Genomic DNA, 13,287 nt, shown 5'->3' on the forward strand with positions numbered 1-13,287 from the left:
GAAAGGAATTTATTGGGAATGATTAGTGCGAATAATGTAACCTTACGTATTGGCAAGAAGGCATTGTTTGAAGATGTAAATATTAAGTTTACAGAGGGCAACTGCTACGGCATGATCGGTGCCAACGGAGCCGGAAAATCTACATTTTTGAAGATTTTATCAGGACAGCTGGAGCCAACAAGCGGCGATATCGTGATGACGGCCGGCCAGAGGCTTTCCTTCCTCCAGCAGGACCATTTTAAATATGACGAGTTCCAGGTTCTGGACACGGTTATTATGGGAAATGCCAGACTGTATGAGATCATGAAAGAAAAAGATGCCATCTATATGAAGGAAGACTTCACGGATGAGGACGGCATCAAAGCAGCTGAGCTGGAAGGCGAATTTGCTTCCATGAACGGCTGGGAAGCAGAGTCTGACGCGGCCAACTTATTAAACGGCCTCGGTATCGAGACGGAGTATCACTACAAATACATGAAGGAATTAAACGGCGCCCAGAAGGTTAAGGTACTGCTTGCCCAGGCGTTATTCGGTAATCCGGATATCCTGCTTCTCGATGAGCCGACGAACCACCTGGATCTCGATGCCATCGCATGGCTGGAGGAGTTCCTGATTAATTTTGAAAATACGGTAATCGTGGTATCCCATGACCGTTATTTCTTAAATAAAGTCTGCACCCAGATCGCGGATATCGACTACGGCAAGATTCAGCTGTATGCCGGTAACTACGATTTCTGGTATGAGTCCAGCCAGCTGATGGTGAAGCAGATGAAAGAGGCCAACCGGAAGAAGGAAGAGAAGATCAAGGAGCTGCAGGAGTTTATCCAGCGTTTCTCCGCCAACGCTTCCAAGTCCAAACAGGCGACCTCCAGAAAACGTGCGCTTGAAAAGATCGAACTGGATGACATCAAACCCTCCAGCCGTAAATATCCGTATATTGATTTCCGTCCGGCCCGTGAGATCGGAAACGAAGTGCTGACCGTACAGAATTTATCCAAGACCATCGACGGTGTGAAGGTGCTGGACAATATCTCCTTCATCTTAAACAGAGAAGATAAGGTGGCCCTGGTTGGCCCCAACGAGCAGGCGAAGACGGTGCTGTTCAAGATTCTTGCCGGAGAGATGGAGCCGGATGAAGGCGATTATAAGTGGGGACTTACCACAAGCCAGTGCTATTTCCCAAAGGACAACAGTGCGGAGTTCAACAACGATGATACCATCGTGGACTGGCTGACGCAGTACTCTCCTGAGAAGGAGGCGACCTATGTCCGCGGATTCCTGGGACGTATGCTGTTTGCCGGCGAAGACGGTGTGAAGAAGGTACGCGTTTTATCCGGTGGTGAGAAAGTGCGCTGTATGCTTTCCAAGCTGATGATTTCCGGCGCTAACGTGCTGATGCTCGACGAGCCGACTGACCATCTGGACATGGAATCCATTACAGCATTAAACAACGGTCTGGTGAAGTTCCAGGGCGTGCTGATCTTTTCCTCCCGTGACCATCAGATCGTGGAGACGACCGCTAACCGTATTATGGAAATCGTAAACGGCCAGCTGATCGATAAGATCACCACGTACGATGAGTACCTGGCAAGCGATGAGATGGCACGTAAGAGACAGGTATTTACTCTGACTGATGAGCAGATGCAGGAGAATGAATAAATAAAACATGGCAGTGCCTGCCGGGATCGATGGCAGACAGGCAGGAAAGCCTCCACTGAAAAGTGGAGGCTTTCTTTAACGGGAATCCGGAGTTTGAAACATTACGGCTGCACGGCGGAATTGTCTTTGACAATCGCATTTGGATAAATCCATTCCATCCTCTTATCCGGGAAATGGTCATCCAGAAAGTAATCAATGGAATTGACCGCTTCTTTGCCTGTCTGACGGTCTGAGTAGCGTGCCAGTGCCATGGCCGAGATTATGATATTAACAGTCATAAAGACGATCATGAGCCAGCTTAGAATCTTTCCGGTCTTTACCGGGACCCGTTCGATGAGCGCTGAGATGCGTGGATAGAGAATCTTAATCCAGACAACAGCGGCGAGTCCCCAGAAAAAACAGTACAGAAGGTTGATTCTTCCGCCCAGGTTGAAGGGGAGTTTGCTGTAATCCCAAAATACGGTTCCGAAGGCGATCTCCGTGAATACACTGCAGATGTACTCGTAGGCGCCGCCAACCACAGTACCGAACAGGAAAATATAGCGGTCGTCGCGGTCTTTATACTTGTGCAGCATCATGGTGAGGACCACGACTCCGAGACCCCATACGACGCTGAACGGTCCATAGACCACACTGCTGCGGCTCATCAGAATTCCGGAGGTTGCGTAACAGAAGATGGTCTCGGTGATATCCCCGAGGAATGCCCCGATAAAGAACAGCCAGACAAGCTTATGGAACGAGCAGCCGTCGGCAAAGACGGCCGGAACCGCCTCGCAGGAACGGGTTTTTACGCGGGAACCGGTGTCTGCCTCCGGGTGTTCCTCCGCCGCTCCGGGATGGGCCTTTGCCATACGTTTTTCGATCCGGGTAAAAATGGCGCGGGCCAGCCTGTTGGAAATCTGCTGCATGCCTTCCGCCAGTTCTTCCACACGGGTGTTGTATTTCTGCACCTGGAAGACCACGCCGAGGACACTGATAAAATCCATGGCCAGGATTACGAGTCCGGCGATCAGGATAATCTGTCCGGCCAGTGCGGGAACCCGGCTGATCATCATATGGATCAATGGATGGATAAACCGTAGTGTAAGGGCAGCGCCCACGCCCCAGAGGGCTGAAAATGGAATACAGACGTAACCGCCCAGATTATATTTATAATCAGAGTAGTCCCACCACCGCTTCTTAAAGAGCTTTTCCATCAGCGACCCGGTAAAAAACTCCAGAAGGGTGGCGATGACAGCGCTTCCGATGGCAAGAAAGACGAGACTCTCTTTTAGAGAACTGAAAAAGGTCAGAATCAGGATCATACCGATTCCGTAAACCGGACAGAGAGGGCCGTTTAAAACGCCGCGGTTATAAAAATGTTTCTTTTTCAGGGCCGCATAGGCAATTTCCATGCACCAGCCCAGGAATGAGTAGATGAAAAAATAAGAGATCAGTTGAAAAAATGCTTCATTCATATGTACAGGTCCTTTCCGGCGCCAAAGTAAGGGGGCTTATGGCATATGATACCATAAGCCCCATAGCGTTGCAAGAAAAAGAGCGCTGTATAGAGATGACGGAGGTTCTTTCTCGGCACTGGTTGCGGGGCCGCGCCGATGAGCTTGATATCCCGTGTCCGCCTGGCTTCCTACTCGCCGCAAAAATGAACGTGACTGTCGGACACAAAGCCCATGTGTTCGTCAGTCACGTTCATTTTTGCGGTTCGTATCCAGATGGCGGCACACTGGGATATCAAGCTCATCGGCGCGGCCCCACAACCAGTGCCGAGAAAGAACCAGGACGGAGGTCTACTTCCTCATTAGAATTTCAATATAGGCAAGAATGAGAGGCGCGATGCCTTTTGCTTCATTTTTCACAATTGGCTCCCGCATATAATATTCAAAGGTTCCCTCCCGGTTCTCGGTGTTGCCGAGGCCGGCCACGAGGCAGATGCCATCCAGCTGCAGTTCCCCGTTTTCTTCGGATAAGTACTTATCGCAGATACCGGAGAATGCTTTTTCGCCAAATGGAAGATATGTGTCCGGCAAGTATCCCAGCCGGACGCTTTTCATGATGGCGTAGGCGAAAATGGCGGAACCGGAAGTCTCAAGGTAGTTGGGACAAATACCGCCCCGGTTTACGACCTGATACCACATGCCGGTCTCTTCATCCTGATAAGGGAGCATGGCGTCGATCAGTTCCCGGTAGATGGTATTTAACTCGGAACGCTGGCTTTTTAAGGAATCCGGCATGATTTCCATGGTGTCTATGAGAGCCATGGAGAACCAGCCCAGCGCGCGGAGCCAGAAGTTATCGGAGAGCCCGGTTACCTTGTCGCACCAGAACATCTTCCGGGAATCATCAAATGCGTGGTAGTACAGGCCGTTCAGCGGTTCCCTCATCAGCCTCCTGACGTTTCTGAACTGATCAATAATATCGGTACAGTTTTTGCAGTTGTTGTATTCCACCTCATACTGCATATAGAAAGGAAGGGCCATATAGAGTCCATCCAGCCAGATTTGATTGGGATAAATCTTTTTGTGCCAGAAGTTGCCGGTGGAGGTGCGCGGCTGTCTTAAAATCTGGCTGTATACGGTTTCGATTCCCTTCCGGTATTTCTCTTTTCCGGTCAGCTTATATAAATCAAACAGGGTCTTGCCTGCATTTACATTGTCCAGGTTATACTCTTCCGGATCATAGGAAACAATAGAGCCATCCTCGCGGACAAAGTGATCGATGAAATGATCGGCGAATTCCAAGTATCTGCTGTTTTGTGTAATATGATAGAGCTCCAGAATCGCTTTGATCATGCAGCCATCCATATAGTTCCATTTGGCCGGGGCCGATGCATCGCTTTCTTCCTTATACCAGATCGGAGACTCCGGGGTGCTCTGATCTAATAATTGATGAATATAGCGGTCCAGTATTTCCATATTAAATGCTCCTTTTCTATCTATAGAAAATAAAATAAGATTGATAATTCAAACGTTTGCAGTTTCTATTATAATATCATATTATTGGAAAAATAAAATTAGTAAATATACATAAAAAGATAAAAAAATGATGTGCATAATATACAATTGACATGGGAAAAGAATGGTGTTAAGATAAAAACATCAACGAGACAATGTATATTTGCTGGCAAAAAGACACAAACGAGGGGCTGGGATCTAGCAGATATGCATATTTTTAAAAACGGGACTGCAAACCTTTGCAAAATCAAAGCAATGAGAACTGCACCCAGGAAAGAAAGGGAGATTGTCTTATGAGAAAGAACTGGAAAAAAGCTTTAACACTGGTAATGGCGGCTGCGATGGCAGCTGGACTGGCTGGCTGCGGCAATGGAGCAAAGCAGACAGAGGAGACAACGGCGGCACAGACAGAGGCTGCCAAGACAGAGGCGGCAGCAACGGAGGCTGAAACTACAGCGGAACCGGCGCAGGCAGAAGGCCTGACGGTAAACACCACAGATCCCATCGAGATTTCCTTCAGCTGGTGGGGCGGCGATTCAAGACACGAAGCTACCCTGGCTGCAGTGGATGCATTCATGAAGAAGTATCCGAATATTACGGTAAAAACTTCTTATTCTGCATGGGACGGCTGGGAAGACAAGATGTCATCTCAGTTTGCCACAGGAACAGCGCCTGATGTGAACCAGATTAACTGGAACTGGATTACTTCCTTCAGTTCAGACGGAAGCGCTTTCTATGATCTGAACAAGTTATCCGATATTCTGGATCTGTCACAGTTTTCTGAAGATTACCTGGCTCAGTGTACGGTTGCAGACAAACTGCAGGGCGTTCCGATCTCCATGACGGGAAGAATCTTCTACTGGAACAAGACTACATACGATCAGGCAGGAATTGAGACTCCGAAGTCTCTGGCCGATTTAAGAGCAGCCGGAAAGGTATTCCAGGAAAAGCTTGGCGACGATTACTATCCTCTGGCTATGAACGAGTATGACAGAACCATCTTCATGGTTTACTACTTAGAGTCCAAGTACGGAAAAGCCTGGGTAGAAAACAATGAACTTCAGTATTCCGAAGATGAGATCAAAGACGGACTGGAATTCATTCAGTCTCTGGAAGCAGATCACGTGATTCCGTCCATCGCAACCATCGCAGGCGACGGCGCAGCTTCCTTCGACAAGAACCCGAAATGGATGGAAGGCAAATACGCAGGCATCTTCGAGTGGGATTCTGCGGCAACCAAGCAGCAGGGCGCATTAAATGAAGGCCAGGAATTCGTAGTAGGGGAAGAATTTGCAGATATGGGCGACTATAAGGGCGGCTTTGCGAAGGTTTCCATGTGCTTTGGTATTTCTGAAAATACAAAGTATCCGGCTGAGTGTGCGGCACTGGTCAACTTCCTGTTAAATGAAGAAGAGGGTGTTAAGATCCTTGGTTCGGAAAGAGGAATCCCATGTTCCGCAGAAGGCCTTAAGATCTGTGAAGACAACGGCCTGTTAAATGAACTGGTAGCAGAAGCAAACTCCAAGGTTTTAAGCTATGTTTCCTTCCCGCTGGATCCGAAATTTGAAGCAAGTGCATTAAAGGCAACAAACGAAGGCGTTTACTGGGATGTCATGGCAGGCTTAAGCTACGGCGATTACGATATTGATGAAGCTGCAGAAGTACTGATTGACGGTGTAAATAAAGTGTTAAGTAAATAATGAGTGACAGTCAGCGGCCGCCGGTAACGGAGGCCGCTGCGCAGGAAAGAGGAGGTAACGGTATGAAGCAACCAGCGGCTCAGAGTGCAACCGCAGAAAGAAGGAGCTTTAAGAGGATCGTAAAAGAAAATAAAGGCTTTTTCTTCATACTGCCGTGGCTGATCGGATTTCTTATCTTTAAAGTATATCCGTTTGGATCATCACTTGTATACAGTTTTACGGACTATCATTTGTTTGACGGAGTTTCCAAAGTTGGCCTGATGAACTATGATGAGATTATCCATACCAAGAAAATTGTAAAAGCCTTTGTGGTTACGATGAAGTATGCGTTCATGACCGTACCGCTGAAACTGGTTTTTGCGTTATTTATTGCATATATTCTGAACTTTAAATTAAAGGGAGTCAATCTCTTCCGTACGGCTTACTATATTCCGTCTATTCTGGGCGGATCCATTGCCATTGCTGTGCTGTGGAAAGCAGTATTTAAGGACGACGGTATTATAAACATGCTGCTGAGCTATATGGGGATTGAGGGTCCTAACTGGCTGGCAAGCCCCTCTCATGCGCTGTTTGTAATCTGCCTGCTGAGAGTCTGGCAGTTTGGTTCGGCCATGGTGATTTTCCTGGCGGCCTTAAAGGGTGTGCCGGAAGATTTATACGAGGCGGCCTCCATCGACGGAGCCGGAAAATGGAGACAGTTTTTCAGCATTACAGTTCCGCTGATCACCCCGGTTATTTTCTACAATCTGGTTACCCAGCTGTGCCAGGCGTTCCAGGAATTCAACGGACCGTTCATCATTACCCAGGGCGGACCGCGTAATTCGACCATGCTGATCTCCATGCTGATTTATAACAATGCGTTCAAGAGCTACGAAATGGGTCTGGCAAGCGCCCAGGCATGGCTGCTGTTCCTGATTGTTATGACCTTTACGGCGGTTGCATTCTTCAGCCAGAAGCACTGGGTCTACTATTCAGATGAGGACGGGAGGTAAAAAAGATGACGAGAGAGACAAGAAAGACTGTCAATACAATCGTGCGCTACGTAGTGCTGATTGTAGTAGGCTTCATCATGATTTATCCGTTGATCTGGATGGTTGGGGCTACATTTAAAACAAATAATGAGATATTCAGCGGAATTGGATTTATACCGAAGAATCCGACTCTGGACGGCTATAAAAATGCGTTGAAAAGCTATGGCGGTGATATTGACATTTTTAAGGCCATGATCAATACATACTCTATCGTATTGCCGAAGGTAGTATTTACAATTGTATCCGCCACTGTAACGGCGTATGGATTTGCCAGGTTTGAGTTTAAGGGAAAAAAGTTACTCTTTGCAGTCCTGATGTCCACGCTGTTCCTTCCTCAGGTCGTACTCAATGTGCCGCAGTTCGTTCTGTTCAATAAATTTGGCTGGATCGATTCCCCCATTTATCTGGCGCTGATCGTACCGACTCTGTTTGCGACGGACACGTATTTCGTATTCATGCTGATTCAGTTCTTAAGAAACATTCCCAAGGAACTGGAGGAAGCGGCTACCATTGACGGCTGTGGTTCTATCAAGACCTTATGGTACGTGATTGTGCCAATGTTAAAGCCATCGATTGTATCGTGTGCGTTATTCCAGTTTATGTGGTCTTCCAATGACTTTATGGGACCGCTGCTTTATGTCAACACACCGGCCCGTTATCCGGCCTCCATCTTTGTGAAGATGTCTATGGACGCGGATACCGGTTTCGAGTGGAACCGTGTGCTGGCGATGTCCCTGATTTCGATCATTCCGTCTTTAATCGTGTTCCTGCTGGCTCAGGATCAGTTTATCGACGGTATTGCAGCGGGCGGCGTAAAGGGTTAAGTGAATGGCGGAGGTTGCTGTACCTCCGCCTGTTTTTTGTCTTCCTCTGAGTAAAACTGAGAGAATTAAGGTGTTGCAATCTTCGGACGTCAAAGGTATACTAAATCTATTACGTATTTATGGCAGGGAGTGTGGGATATGGCAGTTACAATTAAGGATGTGGCAAAAAAAGCAGGGGTGTCTTACTCTACGGTATCCAGAGCCTTAAACGATCCGAACGCGGACAAATCCGATAAAAAGAAACGTATTTTAAAAATTGCAGAAGAGATGGGATATGTGCCGAATCAGGCGGCGATTCAGCTGAAGATGTCGCGGTCCTATGTGATTGGACTTTATTTCTCTACCATCAGCAAGATGAGTTCCCCCTTTGTTCTTCACGATGTGCTGACCGGGGTTTACAGCGTGGTGGGAAGCAAATATAATGTCATTGTCAAAGGTATCGATATGCATGAGCCGGGGACGCTGAACCCCTCTTTTTTGGACGGGATTATCGTGCTCACGCAGAAGGATGACGATCTGGAGTTTATGGATGAAGTACTGAATAAGGAGATTCCCATGGTGGCGATCTGCCGGACGGTATTTTTGGATGTGCCCAACGTTACCACAGATGAGGCCGGAGCGATGGAAAAGGCCATGGATTATCTTCTGGAAAACGGGCACCGCAGAATCGGAATTATCGAAGGCAATTCAAATCTGGATTCTACGAGAATGCGTCACCGCGGCTGGCGTGCCTCCATGATAAAATACGGTCTGGATCCGGACAGTCTGCCGGTGGAACATGGTACATACCGCTATGCCAGCGGATATCAGGCGGCTAAGAGGCTTCTGGAGCAGGATCTGACTGCTATTTTGAGCTTTAACGACGAGATGGCATTCGGAGCCCGTGAGGCGATTAATGAGGTGGGGTTAAAGGTGCCGGACGATATATCGCTGGTCGGCTTCGATAACTGGGACCTGTCGGGGTACGCGAATATGAAGCTGACTACCGTGGAGCGGAACATGGGTGAGATCGCCCGGGAAGGGACGAAGATTCTCCTGCGCCGTCTGGAGGATGGTGTCATAGATAACCGGCGGATTTATCTGGAAAATAAATTGATTATACGGGAAACCGTAAAAAATCTGAATATTTAGCTGCATCATATGAGGTACGCCTCTCCGGCGCGAAGCTGATTCGCGGGAGAGGCGTTTTTGATCGTACTTGACAATTGCCTGAAATATGGTATAACTTAATAGTTAGGAACCGAACTATATAATACATAAGGTCAGTAAAACCTGGAGGAATACAATGGACACCGGAAAACTTATCAATAAAATATCCATCCGCTTAAGGCGCAGATCAGAAAAAATGGGAAAAAATTTTGGAATTACAGAGATTCAGGGAAGGATTCTGGATTTCATACTGGTTGACGGCAGGGACAGGCCGCTGTACCAGAAGGACATTGAAAAAGAATTTGGACTGCGTCCGTCTACGGCTACGGAGCTTCTGAAAACACTTGAGAGCAGAAAGATGATCCAGAGGGTCAGCAGTGAGGAAGACGGGAGATACAAAAAAATTCAGTTTACGGAGGCGGCGGATGATATCAGAACTGCGCTGCAGCAGGAGATCCAAAAGACGGAGGAACTGCTCATAGAGGGGATCACCCAGGAGGATTTAAATACATTTATGAGGGTCGCGGAAACCATGCTTGCGAACCTGGAACGATAAAAAGGAGGAAATGATGTCAAAGAATAACTCGTTATCAGATGATTTTACACAGGGAAGTATCGTGGGAAAGCTTGTTAAATTTATGATTCCTGTGCTTGGAGCCCTGATCCTGCAGGCGATGTACGGCGCGGTTGATCTGCTCGTTGTGGGACAGTTTGGAACGGACGCGGGCATCTCGGCAGTAGCCACGGGAAGCAATGTCATTAACCTGGTTACATTCGTTATAACCGCCCTGGTCATGGGCGTGACGGTTTTGATCAGCCGATATCTGGGAGAGAAGCGGAATGAACGGATCGGCGGTGTTATTGGCGGAACGGTCTGTTTTTTTGTAATATTCACCGTGGTGATTATGGCCCTGCTTCTGCTTATGGCCCCAGTGTTTGCATCGCTTCTCAATGCCCCGGAGCAGGCCTATGAGCTGACGGTTCAGTATGTAAGAATCTGCGGTGTGGGAATTGTATTCGTAGTGGCATATAACGTGATCAGCGGTATTTTCCGTGGGCTTGGCAACTCAAAGCTTCCTCTGATCTTTGTATTGATTGCCTGTATCGTCAATGTTATTGGAGATCTGCTTTTTGTAGCAGTCTTTCATATGAATGTAGCGGGCGCCGCGCTGGCCACGATTCTGGCCCAGGCGGTCAGCGTGGTCCTGTCCCTGCTGATTATCCGCAGACAGGAACTCCCGTTTACGGTAAAAAGAAGCGATATCCGGTTTAACCGCGAGATTCCGATCTTTCTGAAGCTGGGAATACCGTTGGCGCTTCAGGAATTGCTGACAAATATATCATTTTTAATTCTCTGTGCCATCGTAAACGGTATTGGTCTCGAGGCCTCTTCCGGCTATGGAATCGCTCAGAAGGTTATCTCCTTTGTCATGCTGATTCCTTCCGCTCTGATGCAGTCCATGTCGGCCTTTGTGGCCCAGAATGTGGGCGCAGGAAAAGAGGAGCGGGCCAGGAAGGCGATGCTCACAGGCATGGGGCTTGGCGTCTGTGTCGGAGTGCTTATCTTTGGGGTCACATTTTTCAGAGGGGATCTTCCGGCGTCGCTGTTCACCGCCAATGAGGCATATATTATGCGTGCGGCGGAGTACTTAAAGGGCTTCAGCTTTGAGGCGGTTCTTACCTGTATTGTATTCAGCTACATCGGTTACTTTAACGGTCACGGCATGTCGCTCCCTGTTATGCTGCAGGGAATAACCGCGTCATTTCTTGTGAGAGTGCCGCTGTCATATGTGTTCAGCCTGAAGGAAGGTGCCAGCCTGTTTGATATCGGACTGGCGGTACCGCTGGCGTCGGTGTATGGGGTTGTGTTTTTTACGGTGTGGTATGTGTGGTACCGGAAGCGTGCGGTCCGGAAGAAGTAAAATTTCATTTCAATTGCCGTACACCGTCTCCCGTTATATAATAAGTCATATCGGCCAGTGCCGGTAAATAAATCAAAGGAGGTGAACACAATACACAGAGGTCATAAACACGATGCGGCGTATTCCATTGATTTCTATGCCTGTGAATCAAGGCTTCGAAGCTGGAATGCGGGGCTCAAGATGGCGGTGGGCATGGCGGCGCTCTGCCTGTGCATCGCGGCGGACAAACTGGCGGTGTCGGTATTTGTAATTCTTACCATGGCCTGCATAACGGTGATTGCAGGAGGTCTGGCGCCGGTACGGTATCTAAAACTGCTGACTATTCCGCTCGCTTTCCTTTTTATGGGAACTGTGGCGATTGCGGTGGGAATATCGCGAAAGCCCTATGGCGACTGGTATCTCAGTGCTCCGTGGTTTTCACTCTATGTGACGAAGGCCGGGCTTATCCAGGCGGTGCGGCTGTTTACCAGAGCGCTGGGGGCTGTGAGTGCCATGTACATGATGACGCTTGCCACACCGGCCAGCGAGATGATCGGAGTCATGAAGCGGATTCACGTGCCGAAAATGATCGTGGAACTGATGTACCTGATTTACCGCTTCATTTTCGTGCTGAGCGATACTTACAGCCAGATGAAACAGGCCGCGGGCTCCCGGCTCGGAACCTGTGATTTCAGGACATCCTGCCGCACCTTCGGAAGTACCGCCGGTAATCTGCTGGTGATATCGTTAAAAAAGGCGGACACGTATTATGACTCTCTATTATCCCGGTGTTACGACGGAGATCTCTGTTTCCTGGAGGAGGAGAAAAGGATTAAGGCCGGCCAGGCAGCGGCGGCGGTGGGATATCTGCTGATGACTGCGGCAGTATGGCTGGTGTTCTGACGACTGCGGCGGGGAACCGTCCTGTGGCCATGAACTGTGTGTTCCGGCAGGAGTACAGGGAAAATGAGAGAAAAGGCGGTGAGTATGTGGAGGTGAACGGAGGAGATGTGATTCTGGAGACAGAGCATCTCTGTTATTCCTATGACGGGAAGAAAATTGCGCTTCAGGATGTGAATGTATCAGTCAGACAGCGGGAACGGATCGCGGTGCTGGGATCCAACGGAGCAGGAAAATCCACGTGTTTTCTGAATCTGAACGGGGTGCTGACGCCGGATTCCGGAAGAATCTTATACCGGGGGACTGAAATTACGAAAAAGAACCGGAAGGAACTGCGCAAACACGTTGGAATCGTGTTTCAGGAGGCGGATAACCAGATTATTGCGTCGACTGTGGCGGCGGAGGTATCTTTTGGCCCCATGAACTTAAAACTCCCGGTCACGGAAGTGAAACGGCGCGTGGATGAAGCCCTTGAATGCATGAATTTAACGGAAATGAAAGACCGGCCGCCCCATTACCTGAGCGGCGGTGAAAAGAAACGGGTCTGTATTGCCGATATTGTTGCGATGGAGTCGGAGCTCTTTCTGTTTGATGAGCCGACGGCGTCGCTGGATCCGCTGAATGCGGCGATTTTTGAGGCGGTTCTGGATAAGCTGTGGAATATGGGGAAAACTCTTTTAATTTCCACCCATGATGTGGATTTTGCCTGGAGATGGGCGGACAGGGCGCTGGTATTTTCCGGAGGGCGCCTGATTGCGGATGACGCGCCGTGCCGCATTTTCCAGGATGAAAGCGTGATAGCGCAGGCAAATCTAAGAAAACCGGTCCTGATGGACGTGTGCAGCCGGCTGGCGGCCCACGGGATTGTGCCGGATGGTACATATGTGAAGGATACGGAGGAACTGGAACAACTGCTGTGCCGGTAAGAACAGGAATGGACAATGTCAAATGTATTTGACAGCCGGAGTTAGTTAAGTGTACAATACAATAGAATTACGCAAGAGGTGCCTGTGAAATTCTCCGCAGGATAATAGGGAAAAGGGTGAAAGTCCCTTACGGTCCCGCCGCTGTAAAAGAGGAGCAGGGCTCAATAGATCACTGGGTAACCGGGAAGATGAGCTGCTGTGTTGAACCTTGAGTCAGAAGACCTGCCTGTTGCGATACGATGCGTC

General features: G+C 48.8%; 11 protein-coding genes and 1 riboswitch. Of the genes, 9 read left to right on the forward strand and 2 right to left on the reverse strand.

The window, feature by feature from the left end; translation table 11 throughout:
• Window positions 1-18: 18 nt before the first annotated feature.
• Window positions 19-1,659, forward strand: a complete 1,641-nt coding sequence (locus tag NE473_RS14575) for an ABC-F family ATP-binding cassette domain-containing protein (protein ID WP_006774857.1) — start codon at window positions 19-21, stop codon at window positions 1,657-1,659.
• Between the two features lie 101 nt (window positions 1,660-1,760).
• On the opposite strand, the gene NE473_RS14580 is transcribed toward NE473_RS14575, so the two are convergent.
• Entirely contained in the window at window positions 1,761-3,116 is a 1,356-nt protein-coding gene (locus NE473_RS14580; RefSeq protein ID WP_055651039.1) for a putative ABC transporter permease, read from the reverse strand.
• A gap of 330 nt (window positions 3,117-3,446) precedes the next feature.
• Window positions 3,447-4,571, reverse strand: coding sequence for a glycoside hydrolase family 88/105 protein (locus tag NE473_RS14585; protein ID WP_006774859.1), 1,125 nt, complete (start codon window positions 4,569-4,571; stop codon window positions 3,447-3,449).
• A gap of 332 nt (window positions 4,572-4,903) precedes the next feature.
• Here NE473_RS14585 and NE473_RS14590 point away from each other — a divergent pair, with 332 nt between their 5' ends.
• The 8 genes from NE473_RS14590 (at window position 4,904) to NE473_RS14625 (ending at window position 13,041) form a co-directional block, all read left to right on the forward strand.
• Window positions 4,904-6,310 carry an ABC transporter substrate-binding protein gene (locus NE473_RS14590; RefSeq protein WP_006774861.1) on the forward strand — a complete coding sequence of 469 codons (1,407 nt, stop codon included), beginning with the start codon at window positions 4,904-4,906 and terminating at the stop codon, window positions 6,308-6,310.
• Window positions 6,311-6,372: 62 nt separating this feature from the next.
• Complete coding sequence (locus tag NE473_RS14595) at window positions 6,373-7,302, forward strand: carbohydrate ABC transporter permease (RefSeq protein ID WP_022031485.1); 930 nt, start codon at window positions 6,373-6,375, stop codon at window positions 7,300-7,302.
• Window positions 7,303-7,307: 5 nt separating this feature from the next.
• A complete protein-coding gene (locus NE473_RS14600; protein WP_006774863.1) occupies window positions 7,308-8,165 on the forward strand; it encodes a carbohydrate ABC transporter permease in 858 nt (285 codons plus the stop codon).
• A gap of 138 nt (window positions 8,166-8,303) precedes the next feature.
• Window positions 8,304-9,296 (forward strand): LacI family DNA-binding transcriptional regulator, encoded by a 993-nt coding sequence (locus NE473_RS14605; RefSeq protein ID WP_006774864.1) that lies wholly within the window; start codon window positions 8,304-8,306, stop codon window positions 9,294-9,296.
• A gap of 154 nt (window positions 9,297-9,450) precedes the next feature.
• The gene (locus NE473_RS14610) at window positions 9,451-9,870 is read left to right on the forward strand and encodes a MarR family winged helix-turn-helix transcriptional regulator (RefSeq protein WP_055651977.1); all 420 of its coding nucleotides are present in this window, start codon (window positions 9,451-9,453) and stop codon (window positions 9,868-9,870) included.
• A gap of 10 nt (window positions 9,871-9,880) precedes the next feature.
• Window positions 9,881-11,236, forward strand: coding sequence for an MATE family efflux transporter (locus tag NE473_RS14615; protein WP_081035016.1), 1,356 nt, complete (start codon window positions 9,881-9,883; stop codon window positions 11,234-11,236).
• Window positions 11,237-11,317: 81 nt separating this feature from the next.
• A complete protein-coding gene (cbiQ, locus tag NE473_RS14620) occupies window positions 11,318-12,118 on the forward strand; it encodes a cobalt ECF transporter T component CbiQ (RefSeq protein WP_341465634.1) in 801 nt (266 codons plus the stop codon).
• Window positions 12,103-13,041, forward strand: a complete 939-nt coding sequence (locus tag NE473_RS14625) for an energy-coupling factor ABC transporter ATP-binding protein (RefSeq protein ID WP_305148641.1) — start codon at window positions 12,103-12,105, stop codon at window positions 13,039-13,041. The genes cbiQ and NE473_RS14625 overlap by 16 nt, the downstream gene beginning before the upstream one ends.
• Window positions 13,042-13,100: 59 nt before the next feature.
• Window positions 13,101-13,285, forward strand: a riboswitch (cobalamin riboswitch).
• Window positions 13,286-13,287 lie beyond the last annotated feature (2 nt).

The organism is Hungatella sp. SL.1.14 (assembly GCF_024460495.1).
Classification (GTDB): Bacteria; Bacillota; Clostridia; order Lachnospirales; family Lachnospiraceae; genus Hungatella; species Hungatella hathewayi.